The sequence below is a fragment of the Actinomadura rubrobrunea NBRC 15275 genome, assembly GCF_001552235.1.
GTDB classification, from domain to species: Bacteria; Actinomycetota; Actinomycetes; order Streptosporangiales; family Streptosporangiaceae; genus Spirillospora; species Spirillospora viridilutea.
On sequence record NZ_BCQU01000082.1, the window covers coordinates 1 to 22,753 of the forward strand.

The following is a 22,753-nucleotide window of genomic DNA, read 5'->3' on the forward strand; positions in this document are numbered from 1 at the left end:
GCGGCGCACGCGGCCGCCCCGGCCGCCGGGAAACAGGCCGCCCCGGCCGCCGGGAAGCAGGCCGCCCCGGCCGCCGGGAAGCAGGCCGCCCCGGACTCCGAGAAGCCGGGGGCGGGAGCCGAGGCGGGCGAGCCGGCCGATGCGGACGGCCCGCAGGTGCGCATCCTCAGCGGGACCAAGCGCTACCACCGCGTCGACTGCGCGCTGATCGAGGACATCGGCGACGAGGCGGAGGACCTGGACACCCTGTCCCGGGCGGAGGCCGTCGCGCGGGGCTGCACGCCCTGCCTGGTCTGCCAGCCCGACCGCGACCAGACCTCCTCCTGACGCCTGCTCCTGACGCCGCCTCCCGACGCCCGGGTCACAGATCCCGGCGTCCGCGGCGGTGCGCCTCGCGCAGCTCCCGACGGTGCTCGCGCAGTTCCCGGCGGTGTTCGCGGATCTCCCGGCGGTGCTCGCGCAGCCGCTCGCGCACCTCGTCGCGACCCTCGTGTCGGCGGTCGCCGGTGCCGTCCAGGGCGCGGCGCTGCACCCTGACGCCGCCGAACAGCAGGAATCCGGTCAACCGGACGACCGGCGCGTCCGGTTCCAACGGGTCGTCGTCCGGCAGTTCCACCCCGCCGAAGACCGCCGAGACGGAGTTGGTCACCCGGACGCCCGGCGGCACGACGACCTCCACGCCGCCGAACAGGCAGGAGACGTTGACGGTCACCTCCGCCTGCGACAGCACGGCCTTCCGGAAGTCCAGCTCCACGCCGCCGAACACGCAGTTGACGTTGGTGGTGGGCTCGACCAGCCAGCGTCCCCGCCGCTGCGCCCCCGAGAAGATCGCGACGAGGGACGTGGGCTGCCGCTCGGGCGGCGGCAGGTTCGGGGCCGCCGCCTCCTTGCGCAGGCTGACGCGCGGCCGGGAGGCCTCGGGCGGGAGAGGGGCCTGCTCGGCGGCCCCGGGGATGTCCGAGACCAGGGGGGTCAGCTCGGCGTAGGTCTTCGCCCGGTAGACCGCGTCGATCCGCTCGGCGTGCTCCTCCGGGGTGATGCGCCCCTCGGCGAGGGCCTCGCGCAGCAGGTCGGCGACCCGGTCCCGGTCGGCGTCCGAGGCGCGCAGCAGCGCCGGGTCCGCGGCCGCGTCGCCCGGTGCCGGCCCGGACGCGGGCGGCCGCGCCGGGTCGGACCGCTCGGCGGCCGACGGCGACGGGGCCGGGTCGGTGGAAGAGGAGTGTTCGGGCAGGTTCACGTCGCCATCATCGCAAACGCGATGCATCGTGAAGAACCCCTTTCGGGCAACTGGCCGCTCAGGCGTCGGCGCGGCGCAGCCAGAACGTCAGCCCCAGCGCGTCGTCGCGGCGGGCGGGCAGGTCCTCGTCCGGGCGGCCCTCGCGGACGTCGACGGCCAGGACCTCGGCGGCGATCTGCGCGCCGTGGTCGCGCAGGGCCTCGGCGAGGTCGTCGCCGGAGGCGCGCCACCACAGCAGGACGCGGTCGGTGACCTCCAGCCCCGCGGCCTTGCGGGCGTCCTGCAGCAGCCGGACCACCTCGCGGACCAGGCCGGCGCGCCGCAGCTCGGGCGTCACGGTCAGGTCGAGCGCGACCGTCTCGCCCGCGGCGCTCTCCACGGCCCAGCCGGTGCGCGGCCGTTCGGTGACGATCACCTCGGCGGGGGAGAGGGCCACGGTGCCGACGCCGGGCGCCTCGACGGCGGCGGACCCGTCGGCGCGCAGGGCGGCGGCGAGCGCGGCCGGATCGGCGGCGGCGACCGCCTCGGCGACCTTGGGCGTGTCCTTGGCGAAGCGGCGGCCCAGCGCGCGGAAGTTGGGCTTGACCTGGTAGTGGACGAGGTCGCCGCCGATGGACGACAGGTCCTGCAGGGCCGTGACGTTGAGCTCCTCGGCGATCTGGGCGCGCAGTTCGTCGGGCAGGTCCGGCCAGCCGGGCGCGCCGACGAGGGCGCGGCCGAGGGGCTGGCGGGTGCGCACCCCGCTGGCGGCCCGCGCGGACCGGCCCAGCTCCACCAGGCGGCGCACGAGGCCCATCTGGGCGGTCAGCCGCGGGTCGATCAGGTCCTCGCGGACGGCGGGCCAGTCGGCCAGGTGCACCGACTCGGGGGCGTCGGCGGGACGGATCGCGTCCCAGACATAGTCGGTGATGAACGGCACCATCGGCGCCATGAGCCGGGTCAGGGTCTCCAGGCACTCGTAGAGCGTGGCGAACGCGGCGGCTCCGGCGGGGGTGTCGGGCCCCTCCCAGAAGCGCCGCCGGGAGCGGCGCACATACCAGTTCGACAGGTCGTCGATGAATTCGGCGAGGCGGCGTCCCGCGGCGGCCGAGTCGAACCGCTCCAGGGCGGCGTCCACCTCGCGGACGGTGCGGTGCAGTTCGGCCAGGGCCCAGCGGTCCAGAAGGGGGCGGTCGGCGGGGGCGGGGGCCTCGTCCCTCCGCTCCGGCGTCCACGGGCGGCCGCCCTGGGCCGCGGCGGCGTCGGCGTACAGCACCAGGAACGACGCGGTGTTCCAGTAGGTGAGGAGCACCTTGCGGACGATCTCCTCCAGGGCGTTGTGGCCCACCCGGCGCGAAGCCCACGGCATGCCGCTGGCGAGCATGAACCAGCGCAGCGCGTCGGCGCCGTGCTTGTCCATGAGCGGGATGGGCTCGAGCATGTTGCCCAGGTGCTTGCTCATCTTGCGGCCGTCCTCGGCCAGGATCAGCCCCAGGCACAGCACGTTCTCGTAGGAGGAGCGGTCGAACACCAGGGTGCCGACGGCCATGAGGGAGTAGAACCAGCCGCGCGTCTGGTCCTGCGCCTCGCAGATGTACTGGGCGGGGTAGGACGACTCGAAGATCTCCTTGTTGCGGTGCGGGGCGCCCCACTGCGCGAACGGCATCGCCCCTGAGTCGTACCAGGCGTCGATGACGTCGGGCACGCGGCGGGCCTGCGCACCGCACTGCGGGCAGGGGAAGACGACCTCGTCCACATAGGGGCGGTGCGGGTCCAGGGTCGACAGGTCCCGCCCGGCCAGCTCGCCCAATTCGGCCAGGGAGCCGACGCACGTGACGTGGTCGTCGTCGGCCTCGCACACCCACAGCGGCAGCGGCGTCCCCCAGTAGCGGCTGCGGGACAGCGCCCAGTCGACGTTGTTGCGCAGCCATTCCCCGTAGCGGCCGTGCTTGACGGTCTCGGGGAACCAGTTGGTCCGCTCGTTCTCCTCCAGCAGCCGCTGCTTGATCTGGGTGGTGCGGATGTACCAGGCGGGCAGCGCGTAGTAGAGCAGGGGCGTGTGGCAGCGCCAGCAGTGCGGATAGCTGTGCTCCAGCTCGCCGCCGCGGTACAGCAGTCCGCGGGCCTCGAGGTCGGCGATGAGGGGCGCGTCGGCGTTCTTGAAGAACATGCCGCCCACCAGGGGGACCTCGCGCAGGAACCGCCCGTCGGGGCCGATCGGGTTGACGACGGGCATGCCGTAGGCGCGGCAGACGGCCATGTCGTCGGCGCCGAACGCCGGCGCCTGGTGGACGAGACCGGTGCCGTCCTCGACGGTGACGTAGTCGCCCAGCACCACGTAGTGCGCGTCGGGGATGTCGACCAGGTCGAACGGGCGCCGGTAGGGGGTGCGTTCCAGTTCGGCGCCCTGGAACGCGGCGAGCCGTTCCGCCCCCTCTCCCAAGACCTGGTCCAGGAGCGGCTCGGCGACGACCAGCACCTCGTCGGACCCCGCCGGGCGGGCCGCGACGTAGGCGACGTCGGGGTGGACGGCGACCGCGGTGTTGGACACCAGCGTCCACGGGGTGGTGGTCCAGGTGAGCAGGGACGCGCCGAGGTCGGCGAGGGGGCCGGCCGTGACGGGCATGCGCACGTAGACCGACGGGCTGGTGACCGTCTCGTACCCGCCGGGCTGGCCGAGCTCGTGGTCGGACAGGCCGGTGCCGCACCGCGGGCAGTAGGGGGTGATGCGGAAGTCGCGGAACAGCAGTCCCTTGTCGAACACGACCTTCAGGGACCACCACACGGACTCGATGTAATCGGGGTCCATGGTGCGGTAGGCCTTGGCCGTGTCCACCCAGAAGCCCAGCCGGTCCGACATCTCCTCGAAGGCGTCCACGTGGCGCAGCACCGACTCGCGGCAGCGCCGGTTGAACTCCGCCACGCCGTAGGTCTCGATGTCCTTCTTTCCGGACAGGCCGAGCTCCCGCTCCACCGCGACCTCGACGGGCAGGCCGTGGCAGTCCCATCCGGCCCTGCGGGGCACGTGGAAGCCCTTCATCGTCTTGAAGCGGGGGAAGACGTCCTTGAAGACCCGGGCTTCGACGTGGTGCACGCCCGGCATGCCGTTGGCGGTGGGCGGGCCCTCGTAGAACGTCCAGCGCGGCCCGGACGCGGTGCGCTCCAGGGAGCGCTCGAAGATCCTGTTCTCCCGCCAGCGGCGCAGCATCTCCCGCTCCAGGGCGGGCAGGTCGACCTGCGCGGGCAGCGGGCGGAACCGACGACTCACGGGCGGACCTCCGGATGCTCACATGGACGGCACGTGGACCGGAGGGACGAGGCTCCGTGGGGCCCCGCGGTACCACCCTCCTTGGCCGCGCCGCGGCGCGACCCGCTTCGTTCGCCTCTCGGCTGCCGGGTCTACTGGGCCCGTCCGGCCGGCGGGGGACGCGACGGGGCGTCCCGCTCGGCGCGGGCGGGCGGTTCTTCCGGCGGCTCCGGGGTGATCTGACCGCCGGGCCCGCCCCCGGGCTCGCACCGTCCCCGGGTCGCTCATGGCTGCTTGCGGCGGCAGGTGTCCCCATCAAGGCCGTGCCGATGAGGCCGCTGGCTGTGACGGTAACGCACCCTGGCCTCAATCTCTTCCCGTCCGCGTCGGCGATGCCACCGGAGGACAGGGGAATGTGACCCAGGTCACTCTTGCGATCTGGCCGGTCGGAGGTTCCCGCGCGGTCGTGACTGGGCATATGCGGTCAGTAATCCGCGTCGGCGTGGTGGAGCGTCGCCGCATGTCGTTTGCCGTCCCGTGAAAGGGGACCTATGCTGCCCGCACTGCGTGTGGAGGACATCAGCGCGAGGGGGGCCGGAATGGCCGGCGCGGCTCAGGGGGACAAGCCTCCCGGTGGGCAGGCCCGCGGTGGACCCGCGGCCTCGGGCGCCCCCTCCGGCGCGGCCGCGTCCTCCGGGATGGACGCGCGCGCCCCCGGCAGGAGAGCCGCGGCCAAGAAGAAGGCCAAGGACCGGACCGCCGACGCGGCGGCTCCGGCGAAGGTCGCCGCGGGCGGCGGGCGCAGGACGTCGGCCAAGCGCGCGGCCAGGTCGTCCTCCGCCAAGACCCCTGCGAGCAAGACGGCGGCGGGCAGGTCCGCCGAGTCCGCCGAACGGGCCGAGGGCAGTGCGGCGAAGGCGGCCGAGCTGCCCGTCCGCGAGGACGAGGAGCGCTGGACCGAGGAGGAGCTGGCCGAGGTGCGCGCGCGGCTGCGCGAGGAGAGCAGCGCGCTGGAGGCGGAGATCGCGGCCACCGCCACGCACATCGCCGACGGGGACTCCACCGTGTCGGCGGGGGACGACCAGGCCGACGCGGGCGCCAAGACCTACGCCCGCGAACACGAGCTGGCGTTGACCTACAATGCGCGTGACCTGCTCGCCCAGAACGAGCGGGCCGTCCAGCGGATGGACGCGGGCACGTACGGGATCTGCGAGTCGTGCGGAAGGCCGATCGGCAAGGCGCGCCTTCAGGCGTTCCCGCGTGCGACCCTATGTGTGAGATGCAAACAACGCGAGGAACGTCGCTGAACGACACGAACGAGTCGTCGACGAGCGGGGCCGAGGGATCGTCCGGATCGCCTCGGCCGCGCCGTGTGGGCACCCTGGTCGCGGTCGCGCTGGTCGCGCTGACCCTGGACGCGGTCTCGAAGATCATCGTGGTGGCCGCCCTGTCCGACCGGGAGCCGATCCGGCTGCTCGGCGGCCTGCTGACGCTGCGCGAGACGCGCAACAGCGGCGCCGCCTTCTCCATCGGCACCGGCTACACGATCATCTTCACGCTGATCGCGTGCGCGGTGGTGGCGGCCATCCTGCGCACCGCCCGCAACCTGCGCAGCCTGCCGTGGGCGGTCTGCCTGGGGCTGCTGCTGGGCGGCGCGGTCGGCAACCTGGTCGACCGGCTGCTGCGGGCGCCCGCGCCGCTGAAGGGGCACGTGGTCGACTGGATCGAGCTGCCGTACTGGCCGGTGTTCAACCTGGCCGACTCGGCGATCGTGTGCGGCGGCGCGCTCGCGGTCGTGCTGGCGGCGCGCGGTCTGCAGCTCGACGGCACCCGGGTCGGCGACGCCGAGCCCGCCGACTCCTCCGAGCCTGCCGAGCCCGACGAGCCCGCTCAGGCCGCTGAACCCGGCGGATCCCGCGCCGGCGCGGACGGCGCCGGGGACGCCGGGGCGTCCGGGCGAGAAGGCGCCGCCGACGGTCCGCAGGAGCGGTCTGCGGGCCGCGGGCCCGCAGGGGCGGTCCCCGCATCGGCCGGGGAGGCGGGCGGCGGCGACGGCGACTTTGAGGCTCATGGCGACGTCGACGGCGGCTCCGGCGCCGCCGAGGCTCCGGAGGGGAGGTCCTGATGGCCGAGGTGCGCAGTCTGCCCGTCCCCGACGGGCTGGAGGGCGAGCGCGTGGACGCCGCGCTGGCGCGGCTGTTCGGGCTGTCGCGCACCCGGGCCGCCGACATCATCGCCGCCGGCGACGTGCTGCTGGACGGGCGCGAGGTCGCCAAGTCCGAGCGGCTGCACGCGGGCGCCTGGCTGGAGGTGACGCTGCCGCCGCCGCCCGCGCCCCCCGCCCCGGTCGCCGAGCCCGTGCCCGGGATGAAGATCCTGTACGAGGACGCCGACATCGTCGTCGTCGACAAGCCCGTCGGGGTCGCCGCCCACCCGACCACGGGGTGGACCGGCCCCACCGTGCTCGGCGGGCTGCTGGGCGCCGGGCACACCGTGGCCACCAGCGGCGCCGCCGAACGGCAGGGCATCGTGCACCGGCTGGACGCCAACACCACCGGGGCGATGGTCGTGGCCAAGAGCGAGGTCGCGTACTCGCGTCTGAAGCGGGCCTTCAAGGAGCGCCGCGTCGACAAGGGCTACCACGCGCTGGTGCAGGGCCACCCGGACCCCTTCCGCGGCACCGTGGACGCGCCCATCGACCGGCACCCGTCCGGCGACGGCCGGTTCGCCGTGGTGGCGGGCGGCAAGCCGTCGATCACCCATTACGACACGGTGGAGGCGTTCCGGGCGGCCACCCTGCTCGACATCAAGCTGGAGACCGGCCGCACCCACCAGATCCGCGTGCACATGTCGGCGATCCGGCACCCGTGCGTCGGCGACCTGGCCTACGGCGCCGACCCCACGCTGGCCGCCCGGCTCGGCGTGACGCGCCAGTGGCTGCACGCGGTGCGCCTCGGGTTCGAGCACCCCACCCTCGGCGAGTGGGTGGAGTTCGAGAGCCCGTACCCGGACGACCTCGCTCGCGCCCTGGAGATCGTCAGCGCCGAGTCCTGACCGCCCCCGGACGGGTGCGCGCTCAATGAGACGCGCGGACGGGACGCGCTAGACGAGGCGCAAGGCGGCGGTCACGCCCGCGGCCGCGACCAGCACGACCAGGAAGGGGGCGCGCAGCAGCAGGGCCGCCACCGCGGCGCCGAGGCCGGCCAGGCGCGGCGCGTCCAGTTCCAGCGAGCCGTTCTGGGCCAGGGCCTGCACGGCGATCAGCGCGGTCAGCAGCGCCACCGGGACCAGGTCGGCGAACCGCCGCACCCGGGGGTCGTCCAGGACCCGCTGCGGCACGACCAGGCCGCCCAGCTTGAGCGCGTAGCAGCCCAGTCCGGTGGCGAGCACGGCGATCCAGACGTTCACGGCCGCTCCTTCGCGTCCGTTCGGGCGCCGCGTCCGGAGCGCAGCAGTACGGGCAGGGCCGCCGCGGCGGCGAGCATGATCGGCACGCCGGCCGGCAGCAGCGGCGTCGCGGCCACCGCGATGACGGCGGCGGCCGCCGCCACCCGGCGTTCCGTCCCGCCCGCGGCGAGCCGGGGCCACAGCAGGGCCAGGAACGCCGCGGGGCCGAGCGCGTCGAGGCCGAAGGCGGCGGGGTCGCCCACCCGGGCGGCCCCGAGCGCCCCCAGCAACGTCGACAGGTTCCAGGCCAGATAGAGGCTGACCGCGGTCGTGGCGAAGCCGATGCGGGCCGAGGCGCGGTCGGGCTGGGCGGTCGCCACCGCCGTGGTCTCGTCGATGACGACGTGGGCGCACACCAGGCGCCGCAGGCCCCGCACCCGGAGCAGGTCGGCCAGACGCAGCCCGTACAGGGCGTTGCGGCCGCCCAGCAGCACCGCGCCCAGCGTCCCCGTCACCAGCGCGCCCCCGCCGCCGATCACGCCGACCAGGGCGAACTGGGACGCGCCGGTGAACGCCACCAGGCTCAGCGCGCACGCCTGCGCCACCGACAGCCCGGCCGCGACCGCGGCCGCCCCGAAGGCCAGGCCGGACACCCCCACTCCCAGGCCCACGCCGAGCCCGTCCCGCATCGCCGCGGAACGGCGCCGCGCGGCCTCCACGTCGGATTCCGTCACCGTCATGGGCGGGGACCGTAGTCAGCCGCGCCCGTGCCCGTCTTGAACGTTCCTGCGCTGGAGTTCGGCCACCTCCAGCCCCGCCTCGATGACGGCGTTCATGATGCGGGCCAGGCGCTCGGGCCCGAGCGTCGGCGCGCGCTCGGCCATCGCCGCCACGATCTGCCGCTCCCGGTCGGGGCAGCGTCCGGCGAAGCCCCCGACGGGTTTGAGGCGCTGCACGACCCCCGCCACGGCGGCCCGCCGTTCGAGCAGCGCGGCCAGCGCCGCGTCGATCCCGTCGATGGCCGCGCGCGCCTCCTCCACAGTGGCCAGGGCCTCGGCACGGGGGATCGTGACGCGCAGTTCCTCGTGCTGGAGCGTCTGGTCCGACATGTCGGTTCCCTCCCTGCGATGGCGGGCGGCCCGTCAGGAAGGGTGCTGCCGTCCGTGCCCGGGCCGCGCTCTCCATGAGAAAAGGCAGAGCCTCGACGGCTCTGCCTTCAGCCGGCTCCGGGGTCGTCGCCTGTCAGCCCGCGCCGACCGGCTCACCCGGAGCCGGCTGCATAAACGCGGAATAGCGACGGTTCACGCTCATCATCGTAGGTGCGGCCGTCACGACACGCCATTCCCCGATACGAACGTCTTGCATGGTGAGACGATCAGAGGCGCTTTCTCATCCAGATGTGGGGGATGCCCACCTCGATGTCCTCCTCGCCGTAGGCCTCGTACCCGAGCCGCTCGTAGAAGCCGCGCGCGGACGTCTGCGCGTGCAGCTCCACCGACCGCAGTCCCGCCTCCCGGGCGTGCCGCTCGACGGCCCGCACCAGCGCCGCGCCCAGGCCCGCTCCCCGAGACTCCGGCAGCACGGCGAGCCGTCCCAGCACGCCCGTGCCGTCGCGCCGCACCATCCGCACCGTGCCGACGGGACGGCCGTCCACCCGGGCCAGGAAGTGGTCGGCGTCCGCGTCGTGCTCGTCCAGCTCCAGTTCCGGCGGCACGCCCTGCTCGTCGACGAACACCCGGAACCGGATCTTCTCGGCGTCGGCCCGCTCCTGCGGGCCGGTGACCAGCGAGATCTCCATCGCCCTATGATGACAGTCGTGTCGCAGGAGGTCGCTCATTACTGGCGGCATCCCGCGCTGCCCGACGTGGACCTGCTGCGGGCGCGCTACGTCACCCACCGCTTCAGCCGCCACACGCACGACGGGTACGTCGTCGCCCTGATCGAGGCGGGGGTCGAGGCGTTCGAGCACGCGGGGAGCACCGAACGCGCCCCCAAGGGTGCTTTGATCACGCTCAACCCCGACGTGGTGCACACAGGGTACGCCGGAGCGCCGGGCGGGTGGGCCTACCGCGTCCTGTACCCGGCGGTGGACGTCGTCGCCGACGTCGCCGCCGAGCTGGGGGCCCGGCGCGGCACCCCCTACTTCCCCCAGAGCGTCATCGAGGCCACGCCCGCCGCCGCCCTCGTCCGTGCCGCCCACCGGGCCGGCGAAGGCGGAGACGCCCTCGCGGCCTCCTCGCTTCTGCGCACGGCCCTGGCGGGCGTGCTGCGCCACCACGCCCGCAACGTCCCCGCCGACACCGGCACGGCCCTGCCGCCCTCCGTGCGCGCCGCCCGCGACATCCTGCACGACCGCATGGTGAACCCGCCCACGCTGGAGGAGCTGGCCGAAGCCGTGGGCACGCGCCCGTTCCGCCTCATCCGCGCTTTCCGGGCCGCGACGGGCCTGCCGCCCCACGCCTATCTCAACCAGGTGCGCGTCCAGCACGCCCGCAGACTGCTCGACAAGGGACTGCGCCCCGCGGAGGTGGCGGCGCGGACGGGGTTCGCCGACCAGGCCCACCTGACCCGCCACTTCAAACGCATCGTCGGCGTTCCGCCGGGCGCCTACCGCCGGGCCCGCCGCCCGCCTCGTCGCTAGCCGCCGTCACCGCGCTCTTCCGGGTGTCCGACGCCGCGCCGGTCATCCGGGCAGCAGGAGAAGCGTCGTATCGCCGCCAAAAGGGCAGGTTGGGGACGTGATGGGGCGAACAGGGGGCAGGCGGACATCCCGGAGTGTCGGGGCGCGGAGCGTCCGAAGGGCGGGTTAGGCTCTCAGAGCCGTGCCGTCCCGGGCGCTCGCCCGGGCGGCGGTCTTCCCCCGGAACGGATAACGCAACCACGCGCCCGAGGGTGCGTGCGCGGTCGCTTGCAATCAGGAGGCGCAGCGGGCATGGCGGACTCGTTCGTCCATCTTCACGTGCACACCGAGTACTCCATGCTGGACGGGGCCGCGCGGCTCGATCCGCTGTTCGAAGAGGTCACGCGGCAGAAGATGCCCGCGATCGCCATGACCGACCACGGCAACATGCACGGCGCCTACGACTTCTGGAAGCACGCCAAGGACGCCGGCGTGACCCCCGTGATCGGCATCGAGGCGTACATGGCGCCCGAGTCCCGCTTCCACAAGAAGAAGGTCCAGTGGGGCGAGCCCAGCCAGAAGCGCGACGACGTGTCCGGCGGCGGGCTGATCAACCACAAGACGATCTGGGCGCGCGACAAGACCGGCCTGCACAACCTGTTCAAGCTGTCCAGCCGCTCCTACACCGAGGGCTTCGTCTTCAAGTACCCCCGCATGGACGAGGAGCTGCTGGCCGAGCACTCCGAGGGGCTGATGGCCACCACGGGCTGCCCCTCCGGCAAGATCCAGACCCGGCTGCGGCTCGGGCAGTTCGACGAGGCCCTCAAGGCCGCCGCCACCTTCCAGGAGATCTTCGGCAAGGAGAACTACTTCCTGGAGCTGATGGACCACGGGCTGGAGATCGAGCGCCGGGTCCGCGACGGCCTCCTGGAGATCGGCAGGAAGCTCGGCATCCCGCCGGTGGTCACCAACGACTCGCACTACACCCACGAGGCCGAGGCCACCGCGCACGACGCGCTGCTGTGCGTCCAGGTCGGCAAGCAGCTCGCCGACCCCGACCGGTTCCGGTTCGACGGCACCGGCTACTACATCAAGTCGCCCGAGGAGATGCGCGCGCTCGACACCTCCGACATCTGGGCCGAGGGGTGCCGCAACACGCTGCTCATCGCCGAGCGGGTCGACACGACCGGGATGTTCGAGCACCACGACCTGATGCCGCGCTTCCCGGTGCCCGAGGGCGAGACCGAGGAGAGCTGGTTCCGCAAGGAGGTCTGGAAGGGCCTGGAGCGGCGGTTCCCCGACGGGATCCCCGAGAAGTACCGCAAGCAGGCCGAGTACGAGATGGAGGTCATCCTCGGCAAGGGGTACCCCTCGTACTTCCTCGTGGTGGCCGACTTCATCATGTGGGCCAAGCGCAACGGCATCCTGGTCGGGCCGGGCCGGGGCAGCGCCGCCGGCTCGCTGGTCGCCTACGCGATGGGCATCACCGACCTGGACCCCCTGCAGCACGGGCTGATCTTCGAGCGGTTCCTCAACCCCGAGCGCGCGTCCATGCCCGACATCGACATCGACTTCCCTGAAGATCGGCGCGCCGAGGTCATCCGGTACACCACCGAGAAGTACGGCGAGGACAAGGTCGCCTTCATCTGCACGTTCGGCACCATCAAGGCGAAGGCCGCGATCAAGGACGCCGGGCGCGTCCTGGGCTTCCCGTACGCGCTGGGCGACCGCATCTCCAAGGCGTTCCCGCCCGCCGTCATGGGCAAGGACATCCCGCTGTCGGGCATCTTCGACGAGAAGCACCCCCGCTACCACGAGGCGGCGGAGCTGCGCAAGCTCTACGAGGAGGAGTCCGACGTCAAGCAGGTCATCGACCTGGCGCAGGGCCTGGAGGGGCTGATCCGCCAGACCGGCGTGCACGCCGCCGGGATCATCATGAGCGGCGAGACGATCACCGATCACATCCCGATCATGCGGCGGGACTCCGACGGCGCGATCATCACGCAGTTCGACTATCCGACCTGCGAGACGCTGGGCCTGCTGAAGATGGACTTCCTGGGCCTGCGCAACCTGACGATCATCGACGACGCGCTCAAGGGGATCAAGCAGAACAAGGGCATCGAGCTCAACCTGCTGGAGCTGCCGCTCGACGACCCCAAGACCTACGAGCTGCTCGGCCGCGGCGACACCCTCGGCGTGTTCCAGTTCGACGGCGGGCCGATGCGCGCGCTGCTGCGGATGATGAAGCCCGACAACTTCGAGGACATCTCCGCGGTCGGCGCGCTCTACCGGCCGGGCCCGATGGGCGCCAACTCCCACATCAACTACGCGCTGCGCAAGAACGGCCAGCAGGAGATCACCCCGATCCACCCCGAGCTGGAGGAGCCGCTCAAGGACATCCTCGGCACGACCTACGGCCTGATCGTCTATCAGGAGCAGGTCATGTCGATCGCCCAGAAGGTCGCCGGGTACACGCTGGGGCAAGCGGACCTGCTGCGCCGGGCGATGGGCAAGAAGAAGAAGGAGGTCCTGGACAAGGAGTTCAAGCCGTTCTCCGAGGGCATGCGCGAGCGCGGCTACTCCGACGACGCCATCAAGACCCTGTGGGACATCCTGGTCCCCTTCTCCGACTACGCCTTCAACAAGGCGCACAGCGCCGCCTACGGCCTGGTGTCGTACTGGACGGCGTACCTGAAGGCCAACTACCCGGCCGAGTACATGGCGGCGCTGCTCACCTCCGTCGGCGACGACAAGGACAAGAGCGCCCTGTACCTCAACGAGTGCCGCCGGATGGGCCTGAAGGTCCTGCCGCCCGACGTCAACACCTCCGACGCCGACTTCACCCCGATGGGCGACAAGGAGATCCGCTTCGGCCTGTCGGCGGTGCGCAACGTCGGCGCCAACGTCGTCGAGGGCATCATCAAGGCGCGCCAGGAGAAGGGCCGCTTCACCGACTTCAACGACTTCCTCAACAAGGTCCCCTCGCAGGTGTGCAACAAGCGCGTCGTGGAGTCGCTGATCAAGGCGGGCGCGTTCGACGAGCTCGGGCACAAGCGCAAGTCGCTGCTGATGGTGCACGAGCAGGCCATCGACTCGGTCATCGACATCAAGCGCAAGGAGGCCGTCGGCCAGGACTCGCTGTTCGGCGCGCTGGAGGAGGACGCCGGCGGCAGCGCGTTCGCGGTGGCCATCCCCGACGGCGAGGAGTGGGACAAGACCACGCTGCTGTCGTTCGAGCGGGAGATGCTCGGCCTGTACGTCTCGGACCACCCGCTGCTGGGCGTCGAGCACATCCTGGAGCGGGAGGCCGACTGCTCGATCTCGGCGCTGACCGAGGGCGAGCGGCCCGACGGGCAGGTGGTGGTCGTGGCGGGCCTGCTGTCGGGCCTGCAGCGCAAGGTCACCAAGCAGGGCAACTCGTGGGCCATGTTCCAGCTGGAGGACCTGGGCGGCTCCATCGAGGTGATGTGCTTCCCGTCCACCTACCAGCTGTGCTCCACGCTGCTGGCCGAGGACGCGATCCTCGTGGTCAAGGGCCGCGTCGACAAGCGCGAGGACGTCGCCAAGATCATCGCGATGGAGGTGACGCAGCCGGACCTGACCGTCACCGAGGGCTCGGGGCCGCTGAACGTCACCATGCCGCTCAGCCGCTGCACCCCGCCGGTGGTGGCGCGGCTGAAGGAGGTCCTCACCGACCACCCGGGCACGTCCGAGGTGCACCTGCATGTGCAGAACGGTCCGCGGACCACGGTCGTCCGCCTGGACGACAGGCTCCGCGTGTCCCCGTCGCCCGCTCTCATGGGCGACCTCAAGCAGCTCCTCGGCCCGTCCTGCCTGGGCTGACACCGCGCGGGCGGCCCCGCGGGGCCGCGTCGCACATCGGGCCGCGGGCGGCGTCCGCCGCTCGCGGCCCGCGCGTCGGCGGCGTCAGGGCGTGACGGGCGTCGCCGACGGCGCGGGGGCGGAATGCTCGGCCTGCCAGTCGACGAAGCGGCCGAGGTCGTCGAAGCGGGCCCGGGCCACGCCGCCGTCGGGCAGGCGCGCCTCGGTCAGGCCGGGCGCCTCGCGGAACGGCACGCGGTGGTGGCTGAGCAGCCGGGCGAGGGTGAGCTGCGGGTGGTGGGGGAAGAGGCTGACGGCGTTCGCCAGCAGCCGCGGCACCGGCACCGGGTCCCAGGCGGCGGGCGGCGCCTGCGGATCGTCGACGTGCAGGTACGCCGAGCCGCCGTCGTAGCCCGCCCCGATGTAGCCGCCGCCGCCCAGCACGCCGCCGGCGGCCATGGCGATCAGCTCGCCGCCGTGGCCGGCGGGGCCGGTGTACCAGGACAGGTCGATCTCGGGGGTGGTGAACTCGGGGATGCCGAGCCGTTCCCCCAGGGCGCGGATGACCAGGGTCGGCTCGACGGACGGATGCCGCTCGCCGAACTGCGGGTTGGCCCAGCCCCACAGCCAGGTGCGCTCGCGGACGGCGTAGCTGCCGAGCAGCGACACCCGGACCGTGACGCCGCCGCTGGTGTAGGTGCGGGCGGTCAGGTCGGCGCTCCAGTCCTCGCGGGGCAGGAACTCGGCGAGGGTCTCCTGCTGCTGGAGGACGACCGCCGCGAGGGCGGCGCCGAGGCGTTGGAACGCGGGGCTGAATCCGGACATGTCGGGCACATTATCCCAGGGAGACGGCCGCTCTGGGGCGGGAATCGGACACCACACGACTGTCGTTTGCCCACACCTGGCAGGCTAGGCTTTCGCTGTCAGGAGACATCACGTCTCGCCAAGGGGACGCACGGCCATACCAGGGAGCGTACGAGGTGCGGCGACCGTCGGGGAGTGCCTTGCGGACCTGTGCGGTCGTCACCGTCCTCGTCGCCCTCCTCGGCGTGCCCGCCGGGCTGCTGTGGGCGCGGCTCGCCCCGGACGTGACCTACGTCGTCTTCCGCGGGCAGGTGCTGCCGGCCGACCCCGAAGGCCAGGGCCCGATCGCCGTCGACGGGACGTTCGCGCTGGTCGGGGCCGCGGCCGGGCTGATCTGCGGACTGCTGGCCTACCTGGCCGGAGGGCGCGGCAACGACATCCCCCTGCTGTTCGGCCTCGCCCTGGGCGGGCTGGCGGCCGCGCTGCTGGCGTGGCGCGTCGGCCACCAGGTGGGGCTGGCCGAGTACGAGCGGGCGCTGCGCGGCGCGCCCGACGGGCGCACCGTCACCGGCGTGGCCGACCTGCGCGCCACCGGCGTGCTGGTGTTCTGGCCGCTGCTGGCCGTGGCCGCCTACGGCGCGGCCGAAGCGGTCGTCCGGCGGCTACCCGGCGCGGGCGACGGGGGCGACGGCGGCGCCGGTGAGGCGGATCAGGTCCCCCGGGGACAGCTCGATCTGCAGTCCGCGCCGGCCGGCCGAGACGTAGACGGTCGCGAACCCTGACGCGGAGGCGTCCACCACGGTCGGCAGCCGGCGCCGCTGCCCGAGCGGGCTGATGCCGCCCACCACGTACCCGGTGGCGCGTTCGGCGTCCGCGGGGTCGGCCATGCGCGCCTTCTTGCCGCCGACCGCCGCGGCCAGCGCCTTGAGGTCCAGCGTGGCCGACACCGGCACCACGGCGACGGCGAGCCTGCCGTCCACCTCGGCCACCAGCGTCTTGAACAGCCGCTCGTGCGGCACGCCCAGGGCGTCGGCGACGGCCTGCCCGTAGTTGTCCGCCTGGGGGTCGACCTCGTAGGCGTGCAGCGTGAAGTCGATGTCCGCCCGGGCGGCCGCCGCGGTCGCCGGAGTGCCGCCGGCCTTGGCCTTCCTCCCGGACGAGGACCTGGCTGAGCTCATGCGGCCAGTCTGCCGATCACGTCCCAGCGGCGCACGCGGGTTTCCGCCCGGCCCCGCCGCCTCTGTTTCAGCGCGGCTCGGTTCGGCGCGGCTCGGTTCGGCGCGGCTCAGTTCGGGTGGACGGCGTGGTCCAGGAACTGCCCGGCGGGCACCGTGGGCAGCATGTCCAGCAGCCGGGTCTCGCGCACCAGCAGCTCCCGTTCGAGGCGCAGCCGCCGCGCCGCGTCCTCGGCCTCCAGCAGCCGCTGCTTCTCGGGCCCGTCCAGCACGACCGCGGCCGCGATCAGGTACGACAGCCGCACCGGGTCCTCGGGGAGGTCCACCGGCTCGGCGACCTCCGCGCCCGCCGCGGCCAGCCGGTGCCGGTACAGCTGGTACAGCAGCCGCACCCGGTGCGCCAGCGGCCCGGCGCCCGCGCCCTCCTCCTCCGGCAGCAGTTCCACGTCGGCGCACAGGTAGGGCATCGTCCGGTCGACCCGCTCGAGCCGGAAGCGGCGGCCGCCGACCGTGACGACGTCGTACCGCCCGTCGGGGCGCGGGCTCACGGCGCGCACCTCGGCGACGCAGCCCACGCCCGCCAGGCGGCGCACCGACTCGGCGCCCACCTCGTGGCCCAGCTCGATGCCGATCACGCCGAACCGCCGCGGCTCGGGCCGCTCCAGCAGGTCGCGGACCAGCATGAGGTAGCGTTCCTCGAACAGGTGCAGCGGCAGCACCAGGCCCGGGAAGAGCACCGTCCTCAGCGGGAACAGGGGAAGCCGTTCGGTCACCGTTCCTCCCGGTCGCCTCCGGCCCCTGGAGGCTCTCACCGTGCGCCCCTGACGCCGTGCGGCGCCCACGGGGCCAGACTACGTCCGGCGCGGGTGATCACAAACGCCCCGGATTCTCACAGTCTGAAGCCCGGCGGCGCCCTGAAGCGGGCCGCTGCCCGCGACCGGCCGTGACGCCGTCCCGCCCGAGGCGGCTAACGTGCGGGCATGAGGATGCTGGTCGTCGACGCGTTCACCGATCGTCCGTTCGCCGGGAACCCCGCGGGCGTCTGCCTGCTGGAGGAGGCCGCCGACCCCGCCTGGATGCAGCGGGTGGCGGCCGAGATGAGGCACTCTGAGACGGCGTTCGTCCGCCCCGTGGGCGAGGAGTTCGAGCTGCGGTGGTTCACGCCGACGGTGGAGATCGCGCTGTGCGGCCACGCCACGCTGGCGAGCGGGCACGCGCTGTATGAGACGGGCACGGTGCCGCCCGACCGGCCCATCCGGTTCCGGACCCTGCGCAGCGGAGTGCTCACCGTGACGCGCGCCGACGGCGGCGCGCTCGCCATGGACTTCCCGGCCGCCCCGCCCGAGCGAGTGGACGAACCCGAGGGGCTGGCCGCGGCGCTCGGCGCGACGATCTCGTGGGTCGGCCGCAACGCCCAGCCGGACCTGCTCGCGCGGGTCGCGGACGAGGCGGCCGTCCGCGCGCTCGCCCCCGACATCGCCGCGCTCGCGCGGCTGGACGTCCGCACCGTGATCGTCACGGCCCCGGCCGCCCCGGGCTCCCGGCACGACTACGTCTCCCGCGTCTTCGCCCCCGCGGTCGGCGTCGACGAGGACCCGGTGACCGGCTCGGCCCATTGCGCGCTGGCCCCGTACTGGAGCGCGGAGCTCGGCCGCGACGACCTGCTCGGCCACCAGGCGTCCGCGCGCGGCGGCGACGTGCGGACGGTGGTGCGCGGCGACCGCGTGTCGCTGGTCGGGCACGCCGTCACCGTCCTCGACGGCACCCTCCGAGGGTGATATCGGCCACCCGGCGGACCCCGCGAAAACGCCCCTGACCTGGGCGTCTCGGTGCGTGAGACGTGGCGTCGGGGAACCGCGGCACTCCGTAGACTGGACGGGTGATTTCCCGTATCGACCTGCGCGGTTCCCTTCCGGACGACCTGCGCGACGTGCTGCCCCGCGCCGAACTCGACGTCGAGGCCGCCCTGGAGAAGGTGCGGCCGATCTGCGAGGACGTGCGGCATAGGGGCGCCGAGGCCGTGCGGGAGCACACCCTGGCGTTCGACGGGGTGGACCTGGAGTCCGCCCGGGTCCCGGCGGAGGCGCTCCAAGAGGCCCTCGACGCCCTCGACCCGGCCGTGCGGGACGCGCTGGAGGAGTCGATCCGCCGCGCCCGCCTGGTGCACCGCGACCAGCGCCGCGCCGACGTCACCACGCGGGTCGTGCCCGGCGGCACCGTCACCGAGCGGTGGGTGCCGGTGCGGCGCGTGGGGCTGTACGTGCCGGGCGGGCGGGCCGTCTACCCGTCCAGCGTGGTCATGAACGTGGTGCCCGCCCAGGAGGCCGGGGTCGAGTCCCTGGCGGTCACCTCGCCCGCGCAGCGCGAGTTCGGCGGCCGGCCGCACCCGGCGATCCTGGCGGCGTGCGCGCTGCTGGGCGTGGACGAGGTGTACGCGGTCGGCGGCGCCCAGGCGATCGCGATGTTCGCCTACGGCACCGCCGAGTGCCCCCGCGCCGACCTGGTGACCGGGCCGGGCAACGTGTACGTCGCGGCCGCCAAGCGGCTGCTCAAGGGCGTGATCGGCATCGACTCCGAGGCGGGCCCGACCGAGATCGCCATCCTCGCCGACCGCACCGCCGACCCGGTGCACGTGGCGGCCGACCTGATCAGCCAGGCCGAGCACGACACGCTCGCCGCCGCCGTGCTGGTCACCGACGCGCCCGAGCTGGCCGACGCGGTGGAGCGGGAGCTCAAGGCGCAGGTCGCCCGCACCCGGCACGTCCAGCGGATCACCGAGGCGCTGGCCGGCCGGCAGTCCGGCATCGTGCTGGTCGACGACATCGAGGCCGGCCTGCGGGTGGTGGACGCCTACGCCGCCGAGCACCTGGAGATCCACACCGCCGACGCCCGGGAGGTCGCCGCGCGCGTCCGCAACGCCGGGGCGATCTTCATCGGGACGCACGCGCCGGTGTCGCTGGGCGACTACCTGGCCGGCTCCAACCACGTGCTGCCGACCGGCGGGTGCGCCTGCCACTCCTCGGGGCTGTCGGTGCAGACGTTCCTGCGCGGCATCCACGTCGTCGAGTACGACCGCGACGCCCTGGCCGAGGCCACCGCCCGGGTCGTCGCGCTCGCCGAGGCCGAGGACCTGCCCGCGCACGGCGCCGCCCTCAAGGCGCGCTTCGGCTGGACGATCCCGGAGGTGGAGCGGTGACGTCTCTGGCCGACCTGCCCATCCGCGACGACCTGCGCGGCCGGGAGCCCTACGGCGCGCCGCAGCTGGACGTGCCCGTCGCGCTCAACACCAACGAGAACCCCTACCCGCCGTCCGAGCGGCTGGTGAAGGCGATCGGCGAGGCCGCGGCCGCGGCCGCCGCGGGCCTGAACCGCTACCCCGACCGCGACGCGACGGCGCTGCGCGAGGACCTGGCGGCGTTCCTCAACGCCGACACCCCCGGCGCCGGGCTGACCGCGCGGCACGTGTGGGCCGCCAACGGCTCCAACGAGATCATCCAGCAGATCCTGCAGGCGTTCGGCGGGCCGGGGCGCACCGCGCTCGGCTTCGAGCCGTCGTACTCGATGCACCCGATCATCACCCGGGTGACCGCCACCGCCTGGGTGAACGCCCACCGCGACGAGGACTTCGGCATCGACCCCGACGCCGCCGTCGCGGCGATCGAGCGGCACCGGCCGGACGTGGTGTTCCTCACCTCGCCCAACAACCCCACCGGCACCGCGCTGCCGCCGAAGGTGATCGAGGCGGTGCTGGACGCGGCGCCCGGCATGGTGGTGGTGGACGAGGCGTACGCCGAGTTCCGCCGCGAGGGGAGCCCGTCGGCGCTGACGCTGCTGCCGGGCCGCCCGCGGCTGATCGTCACGCGGACCATGTCCAAGGCGTTCGCGATGGCCGGCACCCGCCTGGGGTACCTGGCCGCCGACCCCGCCGTGGTGGACGCGCTGCTGCTGGTGCGGCTGCCGTACCACCTGTCGGCGGTGACCCAGGCGGTGGCCCGCACGGCCCTCGCCCACGGCGACGAGCTGCTGGCCACCGTCGAGCTGCTGCGCCGCGAACGCGACGACCTGGTGGCCTGGCTGCGCCGCGAGGGCCTCACGGCGGCCGACTCCGACGCCAACTTCGTGCTGTTCGGCACCTTCCCCGACCGGCGGCGGATCTGGCAGGGCCTGCTCGACCGGGGCGTGCTGATCCGCGAGGTCGGCCCGCCCGAGTGGCTGCGGGTCAGCGTCGGCACGCCCGAGGAGATGGCCGCCTTCCGCACCGCATTCAAGGAGATTCTGTGAGCCGCACCGGACGCGTCGAGCGGGGGACCAAGGAGACCGAGGTCCTGGTGGAGATCGACCTGGACGGCACCGGCCGGGTCGACGTCGCCACCGGGGTGGGCTTCTTCGACCACATGCTGGCCCAGCTCGGCAAGCACGGGTCGTTCGACCTGACCGTCAAGACCACCGGCGACCTGCACATCGACGGCCACCACACGATCGAGGACACCGCGATCGCGCTCGGTCAGGCGTTCCGGCAGGCGCTCGGCGACAAGTCGGGCATCCGCCGCTTCGCCAGCGCCGCCGTCCCGCTGGACGAGGCGCTCGCCCAGGTCACCGTCGACATCGCGGGCCGCCCGTACCTGGTGCACTCCGAGCCCGACGGCATGGCGCCGATGATCGGCCCGGACTACGACACCACGATGACCCGGCACGTGCTGGAGTCGTTCGCCTTCAACGCCCAGATCTGCCTGCACGTGCACGTCCCGTACGGCCGCAACGCCCACCACATCGTGGAGGCCCAGTTCAAGGCGCTGGCGCGGGCGCTGCGCGACGCCGTCGCGTTCGACCCGAAGGTGCACGGCATCCCGTCCACCAAGGGGGCCCTGTAGCCGTGGAGATCGGCGGCCTGCACTTCACCTACGGCAACGTCGCGCTGTTCGGGCTGGCCGTGTTCCTGCTCATGGGCGTCATCAGCTTCCTCCGCCAGGGGCTCAAGATCGCCGCTGCGGTGGTGTTCGTGCTGATGGCGCTCGCCGCGACCGCGGGGGTGCTCTACCTGTGACCCGCAGAATCGTCATCCTCGACTACGGCTCGGGCAACCTGCGCTCGGCCGAGCGCGCGGTGGCCCGGCACGGCGTGGACGTCGAGGTCACCGCCGACTGGGACGCGGCGCTGGCCGCCGACGGGCTGGTCGTCCCCGGGGTGGGGGCGTTCGCCGCGTGCATGGCAGGGCTGCGGTCGGTGCGCGGCGACCAGATCATCGGGCGGCGGCTGGCGGGCGGCCGCCCCGTGCTGGGCATCTGCGTCGGCATGCAGATCCTGTTCGCCAAGGGCATCGAGCACGGCGTCACCACCGAGGGCTGCGGCGAGTGGCCCGGCGTGGTGGAACGGCTGAACGCGCCGGTCGTGCCGCACATGGGCTGGAACACCGTCGAGCCCCCCGAGGGTACGGTGCTGTTCCGCGGCATGGACCCGGACACCCGGTTCTACTTCGTGCACTCCTACGCGGTGCGCCGCTGGGAGCTCGAGCCCGACCCGACGGGACGGCTCGCGCCGCCGCTGGTGACCTGGGCCGAGCACGGCGACCGGTTCGTTGCCGCAGTGGAGAACGGGCCGCTGTGCGCCACCCAGTTCCACCCGGAGAAGTCCGGCGACGCCGGGGCCGAGCTGCTGCGCAACTGGCTGTCCACGCTGGGCTGACCGCCCCGCGCCGCCGCTTTCCACCTGCATCGCTTCCCACCTGCATTGATCTCCACCCGCATCGATAGGGTTTCGTCCATGACACTCACGCTCCTTCCGGCAGTCGACGTCGCAGACGGCCAGGCGGTCCGCCTGGTCCAGGGCGAGGCGGGCACCGAGACCTCCTACGGCGCCCCGCTGGAGGCCGCCCTGGCCTGGCAGCGGGCGGGAGCCGAGTGGATCCATCTGGTCGACCTGGACGCCGCGTTCGGCCGCGGCTCCAACCGCGAGCTGCTCGCCGAGGTGATCGGACGGCTGGACGTGAACGTGGAGCTGTCGGGCGGCATCCGCGACGACGAGTCCCTGGAGGCGGCCCTGGCCACCGGCTGCGCCCGCGTCAACATCGGCACGGCCGCGCTGGAGAACCCCGAGTGGTGCCGGAAGATCATCGCCTCGCACGGCGAGAAGATCGCGGTGGGGCTGGACGTGCGCGGCGACGTGCTGGCCGCCCGCGGCTGGACCCGCGAGGGCGGCGACCTGTGGGAGGTGCTCGACCGGCTGGAGGACGACGGCTGCCCCCGCTACGTCGTCACCGACGTCACCAAGGACGGCACCCTGCGCGGCCCCAACATCGACCTGCTGCGCCGGGTGTGCGCCCGCACCGACAAGCCCGTGATCGCCTCCGGCGGGGTGGCGTCCCTGGACGACCTGCGCGAGATCGCCGCCCTGGTGCCCGAGGGCGTCGAGGGCGCGATCGTGGGCAAGGCGCTGTACGCGGGGGCGTTCACGCTGGAGGAGGCCCTGGAGGCCGTGAAGTGAGG

At 73.4% G+C, this 22,753-nt stretch carries 23 protein-coding genes; 14 read left to right on the plus strand and 9 right to left on the minus strand.

Going from position 1 to position 22,753, the window contains the following annotated elements; all coding sequences use genetic code 11:
• Positions 1-327: hypothetical protein (locus AR3_RS31225; protein ID WP_217998699.1), on the plus strand; the 327-nt coding region annotated here is incomplete at its 5' end.
• 34 nt (positions 328-361) lie between these two features.
• On the opposite strand, the gene AR3_RS22295 is transcribed toward AR3_RS31225, so the two are convergent.
• Together AR3_RS22295 and ileS are read right to left on the minus strand one after the other, a co-directional pair.
• On the minus strand, positions 362-1,237 hold the full coding sequence (locus AR3_RS22295; RefSeq protein WP_067916499.1) for a DUF1707 SHOCT-like domain-containing protein: 876 nt from the start codon (positions 1,235-1,237) through the stop codon (positions 362-364).
• Between the two features lie 58 nt (positions 1,238-1,295).
• Positions 1,296-4,484 carry an isoleucine--tRNA ligase gene (gene ileS, locus AR3_RS22300; RefSeq protein ID WP_067916500.1) on the minus strand — a complete coding sequence of 1,063 codons (3,189 nt, stop codon included), beginning with the start codon at positions 4,482-4,484 and terminating at the stop codon, positions 1,296-1,298.
• 905 nt (positions 4,485-5,389) lie between these two features.
• Here ileS and AR3_RS32350 point away from each other — a divergent pair.
• From AR3_RS32350 to AR3_RS22315, 3 genes are all read left to right on the plus strand, one after another.
• Positions 5,390-5,770 (plus strand): TraR/DksA family transcriptional regulator, encoded by a 381-nt coding sequence (locus tag AR3_RS32350; RefSeq protein ID WP_067916519.1) that lies wholly within the window; start codon positions 5,390-5,392, stop codon positions 5,768-5,770.
• Positions 5,771-5,835: 65 nt separating this feature from the next.
• A complete protein-coding gene (gene lspA / locus AR3_RS32355) occupies positions 5,836-6,588 on the plus strand; it encodes a signal peptidase II (RefSeq protein WP_227023006.1) in 753 nt (250 codons plus the stop codon).
• The gene (locus AR3_RS22315; RefSeq protein ID WP_067916501.1) at positions 6,588-7,517 is read left to right on the plus strand and encodes an RluA family pseudouridine synthase; all 930 of its coding nucleotides are present in this window, start codon (positions 6,588-6,590) and stop codon (positions 7,515-7,517) included. Before lspA ends, AR3_RS22315 begins: the two co-directional genes overlap by 1 nt.
• Positions 7,518-7,565: 48 nt before the next feature.
• Here the strand turns inward: AR3_RS22315 and AR3_RS22320 are convergent, their stop codons facing one another.
• The 4 genes from AR3_RS22320 to AR3_RS22335 all read right to left on the minus strand — a co-directional run bounded on the left by AR3_RS22320 (position 7,566) and on the right by AR3_RS22335 (position 9,648).
• Positions 7,566-7,871 carry a branched-chain amino acid transport AzlD family protein gene (locus tag AR3_RS22320; RefSeq protein ID WP_067916502.1) on the minus strand — a complete coding sequence of 102 codons (306 nt, stop codon included), beginning with the start codon at positions 7,869-7,871 and terminating at the stop codon, positions 7,566-7,568.
• Entirely contained in the window at positions 7,868-8,539 is a 672-nt protein-coding gene (locus tag AR3_RS22325; protein WP_106258367.1) for an AzlC family ABC transporter permease, read from the minus strand. Before AR3_RS22325 ends, AR3_RS22320 begins: the two co-directional genes overlap by 4 nt.
• A 66-nt stretch (positions 8,540-8,605) precedes the next feature.
• Entirely contained in the window at positions 8,606-8,959 is a 354-nt protein-coding gene (locus AR3_RS22330; protein ID WP_083951783.1) for a chorismate mutase, read from the minus strand.
• Between the two features lie 266 nt (positions 8,960-9,225).
• Positions 9,226-9,648 carry a GNAT family N-acetyltransferase gene (locus tag AR3_RS22335; RefSeq protein WP_067916504.1) on the minus strand — a complete coding sequence of 141 codons (423 nt, stop codon included), beginning with the start codon at positions 9,646-9,648 and terminating at the stop codon, positions 9,226-9,228.
• Positions 9,649-9,657: 9 nt separating this feature from the next.
• Here AR3_RS22335 and AR3_RS22340 point away from each other — a divergent pair, with 9 nt between their 5' ends.
• Together AR3_RS22340 and dnaE are read left to right on the plus strand one after the other, a co-directional pair.
• Complete coding sequence (locus AR3_RS22340; protein WP_067916521.1) at positions 9,658-10,491, plus strand: AraC family transcriptional regulator; 834 nt, start codon at positions 9,658-9,660, stop codon at positions 10,489-10,491.
• Between the two features lie 291 nt (positions 10,492-10,782).
• Positions 10,783-14,313 (plus strand): DNA polymerase III subunit alpha, encoded by a 3,531-nt coding sequence (dnaE, locus tag AR3_RS22345; RefSeq protein ID WP_067916505.1) that lies wholly within the window; start codon positions 10,783-10,785, stop codon positions 14,311-14,313.
• 84 nt (positions 14,314-14,397) lie between these two features.
• On the opposite strand, the gene AR3_RS22350 is transcribed toward dnaE, so the two are convergent.
• A complete protein-coding gene (locus tag AR3_RS22350) occupies positions 14,398-15,117 on the minus strand; it encodes a DUF6882 domain-containing protein (RefSeq protein WP_067916522.1) in 720 nt (239 codons plus the stop codon).
• A gap of 179 nt (positions 15,118-15,296) precedes the next feature.
• On the opposite strand from AR3_RS22350, the gene AR3_RS30770 reads away from it, so the two are divergent.
• Positions 15,297-15,878, plus strand: coding sequence for a hypothetical protein (locus tag AR3_RS30770; RefSeq protein ID WP_146150193.1), 582 nt, complete (start codon positions 15,297-15,299; stop codon positions 15,876-15,878).
• Here the strand turns inward: AR3_RS30770 and ybaK are convergent.
• Entirely contained in the window at positions 15,759-16,274 is a 516-nt protein-coding gene (gene ybaK, locus AR3_RS22355) for a Cys-tRNA(Pro) deacylase (RefSeq protein WP_067916506.1), read from the minus strand. The genes AR3_RS30770 and ybaK overlap by 120 nt on opposite strands.
• Before the next feature lie 107 nt (positions 16,275-16,381).
• Positions 16,382-17,044 (minus strand): LON peptidase substrate-binding domain-containing protein, encoded by a 663-nt coding sequence (locus AR3_RS22360; RefSeq protein WP_067916507.1) that lies wholly within the window; start codon positions 17,042-17,044, stop codon positions 16,382-16,384.
• Between the two features lie 207 nt (positions 17,045-17,251).
• On the opposite strand from AR3_RS22360, the gene AR3_RS22365 reads away from it, so the two are divergent.
• The 7 genes from AR3_RS22365 to priA all read left to right on the plus strand — a co-directional run bounded on the left by AR3_RS22365 (position 17,252) and on the right by priA (position 22,751).
• On the plus strand, positions 17,252-18,049 hold the full coding sequence (locus AR3_RS22365) for a PhzF family protein (RefSeq protein ID WP_067916508.1): 798 nt from the start codon (positions 17,252-17,254) through the stop codon (positions 18,047-18,049).
• A gap of 101 nt (positions 18,050-18,150) precedes the next feature.
• A complete protein-coding gene (gene hisD, locus AR3_RS22370) occupies positions 18,151-19,467 on the plus strand; it encodes a histidinol dehydrogenase (protein ID WP_067916509.1) in 1,317 nt (438 codons plus the stop codon).
• Positions 19,464-20,552 carry a histidinol-phosphate transaminase gene (locus AR3_RS22375; RefSeq protein ID WP_067916510.1) on the plus strand — a complete coding sequence of 363 codons (1,089 nt, stop codon included), beginning with the start codon at positions 19,464-19,466 and terminating at the stop codon, positions 20,550-20,552. The genes hisD and AR3_RS22375 overlap by 4 nt, the downstream gene beginning before the upstream one ends.
• Complete coding sequence (gene hisB, locus AR3_RS22380; protein WP_067916511.1) at positions 20,549-21,142, plus strand: imidazoleglycerol-phosphate dehydratase HisB; 594 nt, start codon at positions 20,549-20,551, stop codon at positions 21,140-21,142. The genes AR3_RS22375 and hisB overlap by 4 nt, the downstream gene beginning before the upstream one ends.
• Positions 21,143-21,144: 2 nt before the next feature.
• The gene (locus tag AR3_RS31230; RefSeq protein ID WP_169803872.1) at positions 21,145-21,315 is read left to right on the plus strand and encodes a CG2302 family histidine operon protein; all 171 of its coding nucleotides are present in this window, start codon (positions 21,145-21,147) and stop codon (positions 21,313-21,315) included.
• Positions 21,312-21,953, plus strand: a complete 642-nt coding sequence (hisH, locus tag AR3_RS22385) for an imidazole glycerol phosphate synthase subunit HisH (protein WP_067916512.1) — start codon at positions 21,312-21,314, stop codon at positions 21,951-21,953. The genes AR3_RS31230 and hisH overlap by 4 nt, the downstream gene beginning before the upstream one ends.
• A gap of 78 nt (positions 21,954-22,031) precedes the next feature.
• Positions 22,032-22,751 carry a bifunctional 1-(5-phosphoribosyl)-5-((5-phosphoribosylamino)methylideneamino)imidazole-4-carboxamide isomerase/phosphoribosylanthranilate isomerase PriA gene (priA, locus tag AR3_RS22390; protein WP_067916513.1) on the plus strand — a complete coding sequence of 240 codons (720 nt, stop codon included), beginning with the start codon at positions 22,032-22,034 and terminating at the stop codon, positions 22,749-22,751.
• Positions 22,752-22,753 lie beyond the last annotated feature (2 nt).